Origin of the sequence: Rhizobium sp. 10PS4, from assembly GCF_032464805.1 — a bacterium.
GTDB lineage: Bacteria > Pseudomonadota > Alphaproteobacteria > Rhizobiales > Rhizobiaceae > Rhizobium > Rhizobium laguerreae.
On sequence record NZ_JAWDIW010000019.1, the window covers coordinates 123,085 to 138,120 of the forward strand.

At 61.0% G+C, this 15,036-nt stretch carries 12 protein-coding genes; 9 read left to right on the forward strand and 3 right to left on the reverse strand.

Annotated features, from left to right (window positions below):
• Nucleotides 1–68 precede the first annotated feature (68 nt).
• Both RWJ89_RS30395 and RWJ89_RS30400 read right to left on the reverse strand, forming a co-directional pair.
• Nucleotides 69–548, reverse strand: coding sequence for a GNAT family N-acetyltransferase (locus RWJ89_RS30395; protein WP_246621784.1), 480 nt, complete (start codon nt 546–548; stop codon nt 69–71).
• A 287-nt stretch (nt 549–835) separates the two neighbouring features.
• Entirely contained in the window at nt 836–1,849 is a 1,014-nt protein-coding gene (locus RWJ89_RS30400) for an extensin-like domain-containing protein (RefSeq protein ID WP_410056120.1), read from the reverse strand.
• Between the two features lie 209 nt (nt 1,850–2,058).
• On the opposite strand from RWJ89_RS30400, the gene RWJ89_RS30405 reads away from it, so the two are divergent.
• The 6 genes from RWJ89_RS30405 (at nt 2,059) to queF (ending at nt 9,358) form a co-directional block, all read left to right on the forward strand.
• Nucleotides 2,059–4,317: a TonB-dependent hemoglobin/transferrin/lactoferrin family receptor gene (locus RWJ89_RS30405; protein WP_316031910.1), complete on the forward strand. Its 2,259-nt coding sequence runs from the start codon at nt 2,059–2,061 to the stop codon at nt 4,315–4,317.
• A 264-nt stretch (nt 4,318–4,581) separates the two neighbouring features.
• Nucleotides 4,582–6,771: an anthranilate synthase gene (locus RWJ89_RS30410; protein WP_316031911.1), complete on the forward strand. Its 2,190-nt coding sequence runs from the start codon at nt 4,582–4,584 to the stop codon at nt 6,769–6,771.
• A 127-nt stretch (nt 6,772–6,898) separates the two neighbouring features.
• Entirely contained in the window at nt 6,899–7,138 is a 240-nt protein-coding gene (locus RWJ89_RS30415; RefSeq protein WP_017961519.1) for a hypothetical protein, read from the forward strand.
• A gap of 15 nt (nt 7,139–7,153) precedes the next feature.
• Nucleotides 7,154–7,825, forward strand: a complete 672-nt coding sequence (locus RWJ89_RS30420; protein ID WP_221999400.1) for a DUF2161 domain-containing phosphodiesterase — start codon at nt 7,154–7,156, stop codon at nt 7,823–7,825.
• A gap of 154 nt (nt 7,826–7,979) precedes the next feature.
• The gene (gene emfA, locus RWJ89_RS30425; RefSeq protein WP_316031912.1) at nt 7,980–8,894 is read left to right on the forward strand and encodes a CDF family cation efflux transporter EmfA; all 915 of its coding nucleotides are present in this window, start codon (nt 7,980–7,982) and stop codon (nt 8,892–8,894) included.
• Nucleotides 8,894–9,358 carry a preQ(1) synthase gene (gene queF / locus RWJ89_RS30430; protein ID WP_026158801.1) on the forward strand — a complete coding sequence of 155 codons (465 nt, stop codon included), beginning with the start codon at nt 8,894–8,896 and terminating at the stop codon, nt 9,356–9,358. Before emfA ends, queF begins: the two co-directional genes overlap by 1 nt.
• Before the next feature lie 126 nt (nt 9,359–9,484).
• Here queF and RWJ89_RS30435 read toward each other — a convergent pair whose 3' ends face one another.
• On the reverse strand, nt 9,485–10,264 hold the full coding sequence (locus RWJ89_RS30435) for a DUF2076 domain-containing protein (RefSeq protein ID WP_221999399.1): 780 nt from the start codon (nt 10,262–10,264) through the stop codon (nt 9,485–9,487).
• Nucleotides 10,265–10,494: 230 nt separating this feature from the next.
• Here RWJ89_RS30435 and RWJ89_RS30440 point away from each other — a divergent pair, with 230 nt between their 5' ends.
• From RWJ89_RS30440 to leuA, 3 genes are all read left to right on the forward strand, one after another.
• Entirely contained in the window at nt 10,495–11,079 is a 585-nt protein-coding gene (locus tag RWJ89_RS30440; protein WP_064247843.1) for an ATP-dependent Clp protease proteolytic subunit, read from the forward strand.
• Nucleotides 11,080–11,241: 162 nt separating this feature from the next.
• The gene (locus tag RWJ89_RS30445) at nt 11,242–12,471 is read left to right on the forward strand and encodes a benzoate/H(+) symporter BenE family transporter (protein WP_026158800.1); all 1,230 of its coding nucleotides are present in this window, start codon (nt 11,242–11,244) and stop codon (nt 12,469–12,471) included.
• Nucleotides 12,472–12,900: 429 nt separating this feature from the next.
• Nucleotides 12,901–14,652, forward strand: a complete 1,752-nt coding sequence (gene leuA / locus RWJ89_RS30450; protein ID WP_316031913.1) for a 2-isopropylmalate synthase — start codon at nt 12,901–12,903, stop codon at nt 14,650–14,652.
• Nucleotides 14,653–15,036 lie beyond the last annotated feature (384 nt).

Consider the following 15,036-nt stretch of genomic DNA (forward strand, 5'->3'; position numbering starts at 1 on the left):
AGGTGGGGAATGTTTGGAGCTTAAGTACGCGGAGAAAATTGGCGGCAGGTCGCAAGAGCCGTAATGAATTATCCCGTTTTGATTGTCTTACTCATATTGACGCCGGTGACGCGAAAGCCGGTTCCCTCGTAGACATGTTTCGCGCGCTTGTTATCCTCGGCAACACGCAACCTTATCTGCTCGAACCCCGTCCGCGCCAGTTCAGTTTCCAGCACATATAATGCCTGTTTGCCGAACCCTTTTCCCTGATGTGCAGCGAAGATATAGAAATCTTTGATGAATGCAGAGCGGCTTGCCAAATCCGGTCGGTACCAAAGATAACCCACGACGCTCTCAGCTTCCAGCGTTTGGTTTACGACACAGAACATGATCTCGCCGGGAGTATTGATGCCATGTGGCAGGTCGTTCGCGATTTCCTGTTTGGCCCGTGCCAAGGCCTGAGGGCCTGAAAGACCGTAGTTGGCCGAAATCTCGGTCGCATAATCAGTGATGAAATAATCGAGGTAAGCCGGATATTCGCTATCACGCATGGGTCTGAATGAGATCATCGTACCTCCTGGTTGTGAGCCTAAGTCCCAGCTGCATGCTAAGGTAAAAAGAGATTTCCCAATCGAGATAATTGCTAGCAGTGTCAAATCTCAGGAAGCGCGGCGGCGAGATCGGCGAGCGACGGAATCTTTTGATTCAGTTGGTCTAGACCCAAGCAATTGCCGAGCCATGCGAAGAAGGAGATCCGGAGTTTGCGAGTCATGATGGGCGCTCCGCCGGTTCTTCGCATTCAAGTCTAGTGGTTGGATGGCCTGATTCAAGCGGGAATCGCAAACCATTGAAATGATTAGTGACAGTAGCGATAGCCGCCCTTCCTCTCGATCACGTCGAGGTGGAAGTGGGTCTCGTGGGCGGCGTCGCTTTCGGGGTCGAGGACGGTGGTGAAGTAGAGGCAGCCGGCGGCGCTGACGGTACGCTGGAAGGCGCCGGTGAGGGTCGAGTCCTCGCGGCGGGAGCGGACGGCGACATCCTCGCCCTTTTCGAAATGGAAGCTTGCAATATCGATAGCGTTGCCGCGGGCATGTTCGGAGATCTTGCCGGTTCCGGCGCCGTTGCGCAGGCGGCACATATAGGAAGTTGCCTGGTTGACGGTGGTGATGCGGCCCTGCTCCGGCAGGGCGGCGGAAGCCGCCGGGATGACGCTGTCCTTCATCCAGCGGGCAAGGGCGAGTGCCGCCGGGCAGCGCATCGTCGCCTCCGGCTTCAGCTTGATGCCGGGCAGGGCTTCGGAGACGACGATCGGCTTGTCGATGCCGCAGCCGTTACCGTCGTCGATGCGCGGCGTGTCCTTGAAGGCGACGCCCAAAGCCTGAAGGGCGGCCGTGCATTCGGCATGCTCGGCATCGCTTTCGGGTTCAATCGTCAGGTGTTGCTCTTCAAGTGTCTGCTCGCCGGGCGGCTTACCTTCTTCCGTCGGCGGCTGCGAGCTTTCAGGGCTGCCCGGCGGCCGTGGCGGACCTTGCATCGGTTCTGCCGGTCCGGGCTTTGACGGTGTGGCCTGCGGCGCTGGCGGCTGGCTCGATACCGGTGCCTCCGGATCCTTTAGATCGGGTTTCGGCTGAGGGGCCGGGACCTCTTCAGGCGGGGGCGGTTCCGCCTTTTCCGAGGACGGGGAGGTGGGGCTGGTCGCCTGTCCGGCATCTGGCCGAGGTTCGGGCATCGGGCCTTGCGCAGGCAGGCGGGCGCCGGCAAGAAAGGCGGTAGCGGCGAGAAGGATCGCCAATGTCGAAAGTTTTCTCAACGCGTCCGAATCCTCGTATCCGTGGCCAAAGACAACGCATGAGGGCATCTTTCGTTGCAGTTGTGCAACGTCCTTGAAGATCGCTAAAACTTGATTGATATATTCAACATAAAACGACGACTTATGTTGACAATCTTCCTCATGTTTTTTATGCGGCAAAAAGAAGGCGGAATTCTGCTCCGCCTTCATTCGTAAAAGCCCAGCCAGCCCCTCGAGCGTGCGACACGCCACGACCAGCCAGCCCGGTAATCATCATGAGAGGGTAGGTTATGATCGTCCGGTATTGGCGCTCGGTTCTAATGGTCTGCACGGCAGCCACAATTGTTCTTCCTGTTTCGCAGTCTTTCGCACAAAGCGCTACGGCAGCCACGCCGCAAGCCGCGACGGAGGACAGCACCGTCCTGGAGAAGATCGTCGTCAAGGGCAAACGCGTGGCGCCGGGCAGCGTCGCCGACACGCCGCTGGCGACCGAGATCACTGCCAAGCAGCTCGAAGAAAAGCAGGTTACCAATTTTGACGATATCGGCCGCAGCGTCGATGCAGGCGTAAATTATTCGCGTGGCGACGCAGGCTTCAACCTGCGCGGCCTTTCCGGCGCTCGCATCCTGACCACCATCGACGGCATTCCGATACCTTATATTTCGAACAGCTCGCGCCAGGGGGCCTTTGCGCCGGCCAACGCCAACGGCGGCGGCGACACCTTCGATTTCGATTCACTGTCCTCGCTCGATATCGTGCGCGGCGCGGATTCGAGCAAGGGCGGTTCCGGCATGCTCGGCGGCGCCATCGTTCTCAATACGCTGGAGCCGGAGGATCTTATTCCCGAAGGCCGCGACTGGGGTGCGATCGTCAAGTCGACCTATGACAGCGAAGACCGCAGCATTTCCGGCTCGGCCGCCGCTGCCAAGAAGATCGGCAACACGTCGATCCTGTTTCAGGGCGGCTACCGCAAGGGCCATGAACGCGACAATATGGGCGACAACGACAGCTACGGTGCTCTTCGCACCGAGGCGAATCCGGCTGATTTCGATCAGAACAACCTGCTCTTCAAACTGCGCCAGGAGCTGGAAGGCGGCCATCGCATCGGCTTGACAGCGGAACGATTCCGCCGCGATCTTAAGACCGACCTGCGCCAACTCCAGGGAGGCACCAGTCCTCGCAACTTCATGATCGACAATTATGACGGTCGCGAACTGCGTGACCGCGATCGCGTTTCGCTCGATTATGATTATGAAGCGCAGTCCTCCGACGCGTTCTTCAGCAGTGCGCGTGCCACGCTCTATTGGCTGGATTTGAAGAAGGAAGCCGGCAGCAGGGGCCGTACGACCGCCAATGTGGCCTATGGACGTAACAATGAGATTGAAAACGAAACCTGGGGCTTCAGCGGCACGGCAACGAAGGATTTCGAATATTCCGGTCTCAGCCACTCCGTTCGGGTGGGCCTCGACGTCGGCGTTTCGAGCTGGAGCCAGTATAGCTGGGCACTTTGCCCGACGCCCACAACGTGCCCGGCGCTAAATAACCAGGCGGAAGTGCCCAATGTCGACAGCCAGAATCTTGGGCTGACCTTCGAAGACAAGATCGAAATCGGCAATACCGGCTTCGCGCTGACACCCGGCTTCCGCTTCGACTGGTTCAACTACAATCCCTCGACCGGCGGGAGTTTCGCAAGCAATACCGGGCTTACCCGTTTCGGGGACCTGAACGACCGAACGGAAGCCGGCCTGTCACCGAAGATTCTTGCGACATACGACCTGACGCCTGACGTGCAGCTCTACATGCAGCTGGCAGTCGGCTTCCGCGCACCCACCGTGGACGAACTCTACAGCCGCTTCTACAACCCGACGGGCCGCTACGCCCAGCTTGGCAATCCCGATCTGGAACCCGAAATCGGCCGCGGCGTCGAAATCGGCGCTAATTTTGACACGGGCGATTTTACCGGTCGGGTCGCGGTCTTCCACACCCGCTACCAGAACTTTATCGAGACGGTGACGAGCGTCGACGCGACCGGCTTTACGGAATTCAACTACATGAACGTGTCTGCGGCCACGATCTCCGGTATTGAAGCCAGCGCCGCCAAGACATTCAATAACGGCATAAATCTGCATGCGTCACTTGCCTATGCCTATGGCCGAAATGAAGAAACCACTCAGCGCCTACGCTCGGTGGCACCGTTCAAGGCGATCGTCGGCGGCGGCTGGAGCAACGAGACTTTCGGCTTCGACCTTTCCTCGACGCTGTCGGCCGGCATGCTCACCGACCATCTCGATACGCCCGTCAGCAACAACAACGACACGACCTTCGATGCGCCCGGCTACGCAATCGTCGACCTGACTGGCTGGTGGACGCCGGAACAGGTGCCGGGCCTGCGCGTGCAGGCAGGCGTCTACAACATCTTTGATCAGGAACATTACAACGCGCTCGCCGTGCGCGAGGTCAATCTGAGCTCGGCGACGGCGTCCCAGCCGCGGGAGTGGTATTCGGAGCCGGGCCGTACGTTCAAGGTGTCGATCACCAAGACCTTCTGACGCCAATCACGCCTTCAAGGCTGGGGAGGGGCGGCTTTCGGGCCGCCCTATTTCAATCCTGCAATCGCCCCTTGCGCGACGGCGGATCTCAGGCTAACAATTTTTCATGATCAAGTCCTTGAACATTGCTGTTTGGTGGTGGGTTCGCTAAGGCGGCCTCGACCAATCGTGTCCAAAGACGACGAGTGAGCCGCCCGAAACTTCGAGGCGGCTTTTTTTGTTTATGGCCGCCTGTCGTCCGGGCCCCGATAACGGAGTGGAACAATGGTAGCGATCCTGCGGGATGATGGTGCGGAAATCTACGAGACCAAGGGCGGCATATCAGTCACGCGGCAGCGGCGGGCGATCCCCTACGGCGATGCGGTCTCTTCCTATGTCGACAAGCTCGACGAGCGCCGCGGCGCAGTGTTTTCGTCGAACTACGAATATCCGGGCCGCTATACGCGCTGGGATACCGCCGTCGTCGATCCGCCGCTCGGCATCTCTTCCTTCGGGCGCGACGTCTGGATCGAGGCCTATAATGAACGCGGCGAGGTGATTCTCGGCTTCGTGACCGAGCGGCTGAAGACGGTGTCCGACATCGTGCTCGGCGCTTCCTCGGCCCGCCGCCTCGACCTCACCGTCAAGACGCCGGACCGGGTGTTCACCGAGGAAGAACGCTCGAAGATGCCGACGGTCTTCACCGTGCTGCGCGCCGTTACCGACCTGTTTTATTCGCAGGCGGATGCGAGCCTCGGGTTCTACGGCGCCTTCGGATACGACATCGCCTTCCAGTTCGACGCGATCGATCTGAAGCTGACGCGACCCTCCGACCAGCGCGACATGGTGCTCTACCTGCCGGACGAGATCCTCGTCGTCGACAACTACGCCGCCAAGGCCTGGGTCGATCGTTACGACTTCGAAAAAGACGGCGTGACGACCGAGGGCAAGGCCCAAGATATCGCAGCGGAGCCCTTCAAAAACACGGATGCCATTCCGCCGAAGAGCGATCACCGGCCGGGCGAATATGCCGAACTCGTCACCAAGGCGAAGGAAAGTTTCCGCAAGGGCGACCTTTTCGAGGTCGTGCCCGGGCAGAAATTCATGGAGCGCTGCGACAGCAAGCCGTCCGACATTTCAAAGCGGCTGAAGGCGATTAATCCTTCGCCTTATTCCTTCTTCATCAATCTCGGCCATCAGGAATATCTGGTCGGCGCCTCGCCCGAAATGTTTGTGCGCGTTTCCGGCCGTCGCATCGAGACCTGCCCGATTTCGGGCACGATCAAGCGCGGCGACGACCCGATCGCCGACAGCGAGCAGATCCTGAAGCTCCTGAATTCCAAGAAGGACGAGTCCGAGCTCACCATGTGCTCGGATGTCGACCGCAACGACAAAAGCCGGGTCTGCGAACCGGGTTCGGTCAAGGTGATCGGCCGCCGGCAGATCGAGATGTATTCGCGCCTTATCCACACGGTCGACCATATCGAAGGGCGGCTGCGCGACGACATGGACGCTTTCGACGGTTTCCTCAGCCACGCCTGGGCCGTCACCGTCACCGGCGCCCCGAAGCTCTGGGCGATGCGCTTCATCGAGAGCCATGAAAAAAGCCCACGCGCCTGGTATGGCGGGGCGATCGGCATGGTCGGCTTCAACGGCGACATGAACACCGGCCTGACGCTGCGCACCGTGCGCATCAAGGATGGTATCGCCGAAGTGCGCGCCGGTGCGACGCTGCTCAACGATTCCATTCCTGACGAAGAAGAAGCCGAAACAGAACTGAAGGCCTCTGCCATGCTTTCCGCCATCCGAGACGCCAAGACGGGCAATTCCGGCAGGATCCAGCGCGACGTCGCAAGCGTCGGCAAAGGCGTCAGCATCCTGCTCGTCGATCATGAAGACAGTTTCGTCCACACGCTCGCCAATTACTTCCGCCAGACGGGCGCGGCGGTTTCGACCGTGCGCACGCCGGTGCCGGAGGAAATCTTCGACCGGCTGAACCCGGACCTCGTCGTCCTGTCGCCCGGACCCGGAACGCCCAAGGATTTCGACTGCAAGGCGACGATCAAGAAGGCGCGGGCGCGCAACCTGCCGATCTTCGGCGTCTGCCTCGGTCTGCAGGCGCTTGCCGAAGCCTATGGCGGGGAACTGCGCCATCTGGCGCTGCCGATGCACGGCAAGCCCTCGCGCATCCGCGTGCTGGAGCCGGGTATCGTCTTCTCCGGCCTTGCCAAGGAGGTGACGGTCGGCCGCTACCACTCGATCTTCGCCGATCCCTCGACGCTGCCGCGTGAGTTCATCATCACGGCTGAAAGCGACGACGGCACCATCATGGGCATCGAACACGCCAAGGAACCGATCGCTGCGGTGCAGTTTCATCCGGAGTCGATCATGACGCTCGGCGGCGATGCCGGGATGCGGATGATCGAAAATGTCGTGGCGCATCTGGCGCGCAAGGTGAAGACGAAAGCTGCCTGAGGATTTCGACGGTTATTCGGCCTGCCCTTTCCCCGACTGCGGGGAGTGGCAGGCCGTTTTCGAAAGGCCGGTTGACTTCTTCAGGCAAATCAGAACATTTCAGGAACGATCAATCGGGATATTCGACGTGGCCAATGCTGAAAAGTTCATCGTTCTCCCTTACCGCAAGAACCGCGGCAATCTCGTCCCCGGCGAAATGCGCCAGGCATCGAACTCCGTCAGCGCGGAGAAAATTGCCTCGGCGATGTCGGAGCGTTTCGTCGGCGTGGCGGCTTATGCCGTGATCGTCGACGAGGAAACCGGGGATATGTCGTCGCCGCGGCTGCTTGCAAAATACGGTGAGATTGCCGATCTCAACGCCGCCTGAGGCGCGGGTTTCAAGATGGAGACATCGCTCTACCTGCCGGTCAAAGCTTTCCTGGAGGCGGCGGGTTATGTCGTGAAGGGTGAGGTCGGCGGGTGCGATCTCGTTGGCCTCAGCGATGCCGAGCCGCCGGTCGTGGTCGTCTGCGAACTCAAGCTCTCCTTCAACCTCGAACTGCTTCTCCAGGTGGTCGACCGCGCGGCGATGAGCGATGAGGTCTGGATCGCGGCCCGCGTCTCCGCCAAGGGTCGGGGGCGGGAGACCGACAAACGCTATCGCGATCTCTGCCGCAGGCTCGGCATCGGCATGCTCGGCGTCTCCGATGCCGGCGAGGTCAGCATCATCGTGAGCTCCGTCTCGCCGATGCCGCGAACCAATCCCAAGCGGCGCACGCGCCTCGTCAAGGAGCATCAGCGCCGCCACGGCGATCCCGCCGTCGGCGGCAGCACGCGGGCGCCAATCATGACCGCCTATCGTCAGCAGGTGCTGCTCTGCGCCGCCGCAATCGAGCGTGGCGTTGGGCGGCCGCGGGATATGAAGGCTCAGGTGCCCAATGCCGGCCGAATCCTGCTCGATAACGTCTACGGATGGTTCGAACGCAAGGAGAAGGGCGTCTACGCCCTGACGCCTGCAGGGCAGGCCGCGCTCTTGCGCTGGCCGCAGACTATTCTCTCAGAGCCTGCTCCTTGAGCTACGCGGCAGGGGAACCTCATTGCCCTTTGACAAATCCGCCGTCTTCCCCCATATCACCTTCAACTGAGCCGCCTGCGCGACATTCGCGTGGGCGGTTTTGCGTTTCAACGGCTTGAATTCTGCAATTCATTCGCAACCGCAGGGGAACGATATGAGTGACAACGGCGATCTTACGGTTCGCAAGCTGGCGATGTGGGGGATTCCGCTGTCGCTCGGCGTCATAGGGCTGAAGATGGCGGCGTGGTGGGTCACCGGGTCGGTGGCGCTGCTGTCGGACGGGCTCGAATCGTCGGTCAACGTCGCTGCCGCCTTCATCGCTTTCTTCGTCATCCGCTATGCGCAGAAGCCGGCCGATCACGACCATCCCTTCGGTCATCACAAGGCGGAATATCTGTCTGCCGTCACCGAGGGCGTGCTGATCGTCGTCGCTGCCCTGCTGATCGTCAACGAAGCTGTTGGTTATCTCGCCGAGCCACGCATGCTGGACGCACCTGTGCTCGGCCTTGCGATCAACTTTGCGGCCGGTGTCATCAATGCGATCTGGGCGCGGTTGCTGATCCAGACTGGACGCAGACATCGCTCGGCAGCGCTCTCGGCGGATGGACAGCATATCATGTCCGATGTCGTGACCTCCGTTGGGGTGCTCGTCGGCCTGCTGCTGGCGCTGGCAACGGGATATGCGATCTTCGACCCGGTGCTTGCCATTCTCGTTGCCGTCAACATCCTCTATCAGGGCTGGAGGGTAATCTCGCAATCGATTGGCGGGCTGATGGACCAGGCGGTCGAACCGCAGGAGGAGGAAGCGATCAAACAGGCGATTGCCACCCACGCGGAGGGTTCGATCGGCGTGCATGACCTGAAAACCAGGCGGGCAGGCACCGTCACCTTCATCGATTTCCACATGGTGGTGCCCGGCGGGATGTCGGTGCGGCAGGCGCATGATATATGCGACCGCCTTGAGGATGCCATCAGGGCGGTGCACGAGGGTGCCACTATCGCAATTCATGTGGAGCCGGAGGGCGAAAAGGCCCATGGCATCCGCGTCAAAGTCGTGAAGGAGGTATAATGCCGAGTACCGATGTTTCCAGCCTGTCGATGCTGGGTCAGCAAACCGAAACCGCGCAATCGCCGGAGGAGGCAATGCTTGAGAAAGTGCCGTCCAACCATGCCGGCACCGATTACGTCGTGCGCTTCACCGCGCCGGAATTCACTTCGCTCTGCCCGATGACCGGGCAGCCGGATTTCGCTCATATCGTCATCGACTACATTCCGGGCGAATGGCTGGTGGAATCGAAGTCGCTGAAACTCTTCCTGCATTCCTTCCGCAATCACGGCGCTTTCCACGAGGATTGCTCGATCTACATCGCCAAGCGCATCGTCGAACTGCTCGATCCCAGGTGGCTCAGGATCGGCGCCTACTGGTATCCACGCGGCGGCATCCCGATCGACGTCTTCTGGCAAACGGGCAAGCCGCCGGAAGGCGTGTGGCTGCCGGAACAGGGCGTTGCCACCTACCGCGGCCGTGGGTGAGCCGCGGTCGGGCGCAGCCCGAGCAATCGATCCAGTGAATCGATTGCAGCGGCGAACGCCCTGAGCTTAGAGCGAAGGGCCGGGCAACGGTGCGGCAACCGCTGCCCATCTCTACCCCGCTAGATCTCACACATCCGTAACATCGTCGCCGGACGAGTCGTCGGTGGAATCGCTGCCGCCGTCGTAGTCGGCCTGCTGCAGGTTGGCGTCGTTGTCATCGGCTGTGTTGTCGGAGGCCTGACGGGCGTCGTCGTTGCCGTAATTGTTGATGACGGTTTCCTCGGTGGGCGCGCTGGCATTGCCGAAGGGATTGGCGCCGAAGGGCGAGCCCAAGCCGAGCGAGGACATGTGGTTGCCGAAGATGCCGCTCAGCGAATTGGCGAGCAGCATGCCGCCGGCCACGCCCGCTGCCGTGCCGAGCGCGCCGCGCAGGAAGCTGCCGCCGGCCGACGGCGCAGAGGCCTGCTGGCTCCAGGGGCCGGTCGGCTGCTGCTGCGTCTGGTGGGCATTGCCGTCGCCGCGGGGATCGTCATAGCCACGGGACTGCTGGCCCCAGGGACCTGCGTTGGAGGGGCCAGGATTCGAGGGAACTGGGGCCGGCTGCTGCGTCTGGGTATTGCCGAAAATCGAGCTCAGGAAACCGCCGCCCTGTTCGGCCTGGCGGTGTTCGCTCTCGCCGGCTTCCAGCTGGCGGACATGCTCTTCGAGTTGCTTGATGTGGTTGGCAGCCGCCTCCAGTCCCTTTTCCTGAACGATGACGGCCTGGGCGAGATAATAGGTGGCGGAGGGCTGTTCGCGCGTCGCCTGGTCGATCAGGGCTTCAGCCTCGCGGTCGCGCGGTGTGGCCGCGGCGGTGCGTACGCGGTCGAAAAGGGCGGTCAGCAATTGGTTTTCTTCCGGTGACATGTCCTGCCTCCTATTATCGAATGCGGCGTTTGCCGCGTGAGGTTTGAGGTAGGAACCGATTTAGGCTTTTCAAAGCCTTTCGCCGTTACAATTCAGTAAGGCTTGCAGAACGGCGCGCGGCTTCTTAAGGATATCTCCATCGCTTCGGTGCCTTGTGTTTTTCCCGCATTGTTTTAGGCATTGAGTCGCACTATGTGCGAGGAACCCGAATTCATCTCCAAGAGGTTCGAATGAACGACGAAGACCAGGACGACAAGACGAAGGAACTGCCGCTCGGCAAGGAAACGGAGGCGAATCTTTTCAAGTCGCGTTCGATCTTCATCTACGGACCGATCAATCAGGAATTGGCGCAGAAGGTCTGCTCGCAGCTCGTGGCGCTTGCCGCGGCCAGCGACGAGGACATCCGTATCTATGTCAATTCGCCCGGCGGCCATGTCGAATCCGGCGATTCCATCCATGACATGATCAAGTTCATCAAGCCGAAGGTCTGGATGATCGGTACCGGCTGGGTCGCCTCTGCCGGCGCGCTGATCTATGTCGCCACTCCGAAGGAGCGGCGCCTGTGCCTGCCGAACACGCGCTTCCTGCTGCATCAGCCCTCCGGCGGCACGCGCGGCATGGCATCCGACATCGAAATCCAGGCGCGCGAAATCATCAAGATGAACGAGCGCCTGAACAGGATCATGGCAGAGGCCACCGGCCAGCCGCTCGACAAGATCGACAAGGATACGGATCGCGACTATTGGCTTTCGGCCGAAGAGGCGAAGGACTATGGCCTCGTTTCACGGATCGTGACGTCGCAAGCCGAGATCTAAGTTTTCTCGGCCAAAGCTACCAAAAACCCGCCCTTGCCTGCCCATCGCAGGTGAGGGCGTTCTGTTTTTGGATGGCGCTTGAACGGAGATGATCTCCTGGCGGCAAGGTCTGAACGGAAAGCAATGAATCCGGACTTGCGCCTGGGACGGCCATCATGCTCCATGCGCCATTCGCGCAGCTCGAGTCCCGCCATGCTCAAAGATTTTTCCGTCCAGGCCCTGTTCATGGGGCTGCTGACCGCCTTCGTCGGCTCCGCCAGTTCCTTCGCCGTCGTGCTGCACGGGCTTGAGGCGGTCGGCGCGACGGATGCGCAGGCGGCATCCGGTCTGATGGCATTGTCGATCTCCATGGGCATCTGCGCGATCGTGCTCAGTGCCGTGACGCGATTGCCGATCAGTATCGCCTGGTCGACGCCGGGCGCCGCGCTGCTGGCAAGCACCGGGGCGATCGAGGGCGGCTTCAATGCGGCGGTCGGGGCATTCCTGGTCTGTGCTGCGCTGATCATCGTCGCCGGGCTGTTCAAGCCGCTCGGCCGGGCCGTTGCCGCCATTCCCGCGCCGCTTGCCAATGCGATGCTTTCCGGCGTGCTAATCGGCCTCTGCTTCGCGCCGGTGAAGGCAATCGGCTTCAATCCGCTGTTCGGGCTGCCGATCGTTCTCGCCTGGATCGTTGTCGGCGCCTTCAAGCGGCTCTGGGCGGTGCCGGCAGCACTCGCGGCCTTCGTGCTGGTGCTTGTCTTCGGCGTCGATATTCCCGAGGGCGCATTCGCCTCGCTCGAACGATCGCTGGTGCCGACGGCCGAAGTCGTCCGGCCGGTGTTCAACCTTGCTGCTTTCATCTCGATCGCGCTGCCGCTCTTCATCGTCACCATGGCCTCGCAGAACATTCCCGGCATCGCGGTGCTGAAGGTCAATCACTACGATCCGAAGCCCGGTCCGCTCTTTGCCGTCACCGGCTTCTTCTCGCTGCTGTCGGCGCCGTTCGGCGGCCACGCGGTCAATCTGGCGGCGATCACTGCGGCGATGTGCGCGGGCCAAGATGCCCATGCCGATCCGAAGCGTCGCTACTGGGCATCACTGATCGCCGGCGTCGGTTATATCATCCTCGGCTTGCTTGCCGGCGCGGTGACGGCCTTCGTCGCATTGGCGCCTCCTATCCTGATCGAGGCAGTGGCGGGACTGGCGCTAGTCGGCGCCTTCTCGTCTTCGGCGATGTCGGCCTTCCAGGCGCCGGACTCGCGCGAGGCGGCGGCAATCACCTTCCTCGTCACCGCATCCGGCGTTTCCTTCGGCGGTATTTCCGGTGCCTTCTGGGGCCTGATCGCGGGTGGGCTGATGCTCGCGCTGTCGCGGCTGGTGAAGATTTGGAAAGACCGAGCTCAGTCGAGGTAGTGGAAGGTCGGTCTGCTCTCCAAATGCCGGATCCTGGCGCTTTCAAGCAGCTCCGCCGGCAATAGGTGGGCAGTTCATCGAATGTTGGCGGCGACCAAAGGCCGGGCAAGGACTTGCCAGCTTTACCGTCCGAGGCTATAAGCGCGGTCATGAAGACCACTGGCGCCAGAATTTCTGACACGATTGCACGCGGCCGCATCGCCCTGCGTGACAATACGCGCGCCCTGACCTCGCTTCTTCTCCTCGGCCTTACGCGCGGTTGCCGGGTCCTTTGAGGAGCGCCCGGCGGCCGAAAGCCCGCCCGGCCATCGCTCCTCGCGACTCACTTTCAAAATTGACCTAACGACCGACAAGGTCCGCATTTGTTTATCGCCAAGCCCGACATGATCGGCTAAGAGCGGGCAAATGCCGGGACGAGGAGACGATACGATGGACGCGAAGACGCAATCCCCCCGAGATAAGATGGCCTCCAAGAGCGAGATGAGCCCCGCAAAAGGCATGCCAGACGCCGCGGTGAAATACCGGGCCTATCCGCAGGTGAATATTCCCGACCGCACATGGCCGACGAAGACCATTACCAAGGCACCGGTCTGGTGTTCGGTCGACCTGCGCGACGGCAACCAGGCGCTCGTCGATCCGATGGGCCACGATCGCAAGGCGCGCATGTTCCATCTGCTGATCGAGATGGGCTTCAAGGAAATCGAGATCGGTTTCCCCTCGGCTTCGCAGACCGATTTCGACTTTGCCCGCTGGTGCGTGGAGGAGGGCAATGTGCCCGACGACGTCTCCCTGCAGGTGTTGGTGCAGTGCCGCCCGGAACTCATCACCCGCACCTTCGAAGCGCTGGAAGGCGCAAACCGGCCGATCGTGCACTTCTACAACTCCACCAGCGAGTTGCAGCGCCGCGTCGTCTTTGCCAAGGATGTGCAGGGCATCAAGCAGATCGCCGTCGATGCCGCCAAGATGATCACCGATATGGCCACGAAGGCCGGCGGCGGTTACCGTTTCGAATATTCTCCGGAGAGCTTTACCGGCACGGAACTCGATGTGGCGCTGGAGATCTGCAACGCCGTCATCGAGGTCGTCAAGCCGACGCCCGACAACAAGCTGATCATCAACCTGCCGTCCACCGTCGAGATGGCGACGCCGAACGTCTATGCCGACCAGATCGAATGGATGTGCCGCAACCTCGATAATCGCGAGAACCTGATCGTTTCGCTGCATCCGCATAACGATCGCGGCACCGGCATTGCCGCTGCCGAACTGGCACTGCTGGCAGGTGCCGACCGTGTCGAAGGCACGCTGTTCGGCAATGGCGAGCGCACCGGCAATGTCGACATGGTGACGATGGCGCTGAACATGTTCACGCAAGGCGTCGATCCCGAGATCGATTGCTCGAATATCGAGCGCATCAAGGAAGTGTTCGAATATTCGAACCAGATGGCGATCGGCGAGCGTCATCCTTACGTCGGCGAACTGGTCTATACGGCCTTCTCCGGCTCGCATCAGGATGCGATCAACAAGGGTATGAAGGCAGCACAGGTCGCCAATCATCCCGTGTGGGAAGTTCCGTACCTGCCGATTGATCCGCGCGATGTCGGTCGTTCCTACGAGGCGATCATCCGCATCAACTCTCAGTCTGGCAAGGGCGGCATCGCCTATATCCTGCAGCAGGATTACGGGCTGAACCTGCCGCGCAACCTGCAGGTGGAATTCCGCGAGGATATCCAGCGCATCACCGACGTAGAGGGCAAGGAGCTTCCGTCCCGCCGCATCTACGACCGCTTCATCGAGCGCTACGTGACGCAGCCGGAAGGGCGCCTGCGCTTCGTCGACCATCACACCTATCCCGACACTGAGCACAAGGGTCAGCGGATCGTCGCAGCCGAGATTACCGACAATGGGGAGATCAAGCGCATCGAAGGGCGCGGCAACGGTCCGATCGATGGCTTCATCAATGCGCTGTCGCATTATCTCGGCATCGAGATGTCGGTCGAGGACTATTCCGAGCATTCGCTCCAGCATGGCTCGAACGCGGCGGCGATCTCCTATGTCGAGACCTCCTATCCCGGCGGCAAACTCTTCGGCGCCGGCATCAATACCAACATCGTCGCGGCATCGCTTGAAGCGATCGTCTCGGCCGCCAACCGCGTGCTCGACGTGAAGGCCAGCAAGGCCTGATTTCGGAAAGCCTCAGGCCGCGGCCGCACTAGTGCATAATTCCTAAAGTCGGAATCGATTTAAGGATAAATTTATGCAGCAATTCAAAGCGTTACAGGGCCCTATGCGTATGTGAAAAGACGCGCGGCGCTGTAGCGCGGCGCGGCCTGACGATGCAGTCGGCAATCTCGCCGGCTTCGATGTGGTGCTTGGCTCAGAAGATTCCCGTCGCTTGCACCCGGAGAGCAAGCTGCTCCTGCTCCTTTCCACCACAGACGTTTCTAGGGAGCGAGGCGGTGCCACAACCCCTTCTCCCCAGCGGGGAGAAGATGCCGGAAGGCAGATGAGGGGGTGAGCGACGACAGGAGCGAATGCACGGAGCGTAGGCGAAGGGCAATGAATGGC

Coding starts and splice junctions, on each gene's coding strand:
- queF (WP_026158801.1), top strand. CDS start 8,894: ATGCCGAGTACCGATGTTTCCAGCCTGTCGATGCTGGGTCAGCAAACC.
- leuA (WP_316031913.1), top strand. CDS start 12,901: ATGGACGCGAAGACGCAATCCCCCCGAGATAAGATGGCCTCCAAGAGC.
- RWJ89_RS30445 (WP_026158800.1), top strand. CDS start 11,242: ATGCGCCATTCGCGCAGCTCGAGTCCCGCCATGCTCAAAGATTTTTCC.
- RWJ89_RS30435 (WP_221999399.1), bottom strand. CDS start 10,264: ATGTCACCGGAAGAAAACCAATTGCTGACCGCCCTTTTCGACCGCGTA.
- RWJ89_RS30440 (WP_064247843.1), top strand. CDS start 10,495: ATGAACGACGAAGACCAGGACGACAAGACGAAGGAACTGCCGCTCGGC.
- RWJ89_RS30410 (WP_316031911.1), top strand. CDS start 4,582: ATGGTAGCGATCCTGCGGGATGATGGTGCGGAAATCTACGAGACCAAG.
- RWJ89_RS30405 (WP_316031910.1), top strand. CDS start 2,059: ATGATCGTCCGGTATTGGCGCTCGGTTCTAATGGTCTGCACGGCAGCC.
- RWJ89_RS30395 (WP_246621784.1), bottom strand. CDS start 548: ATGATCTCATTCAGACCCATGCGTGATAGCGAATATCCGGCTTACCTC.
- RWJ89_RS30420 (WP_221999400.1), top strand. CDS start 7,154: ATGGAGACATCGCTCTACCTGCCGGTCAAAGCTTTCCTGGAGGCGGCG.
- emfA (WP_316031912.1), top strand. CDS start 7,980: ATGAGTGACAACGGCGATCTTACGGTTCGCAAGCTGGCGATGTGGGGG.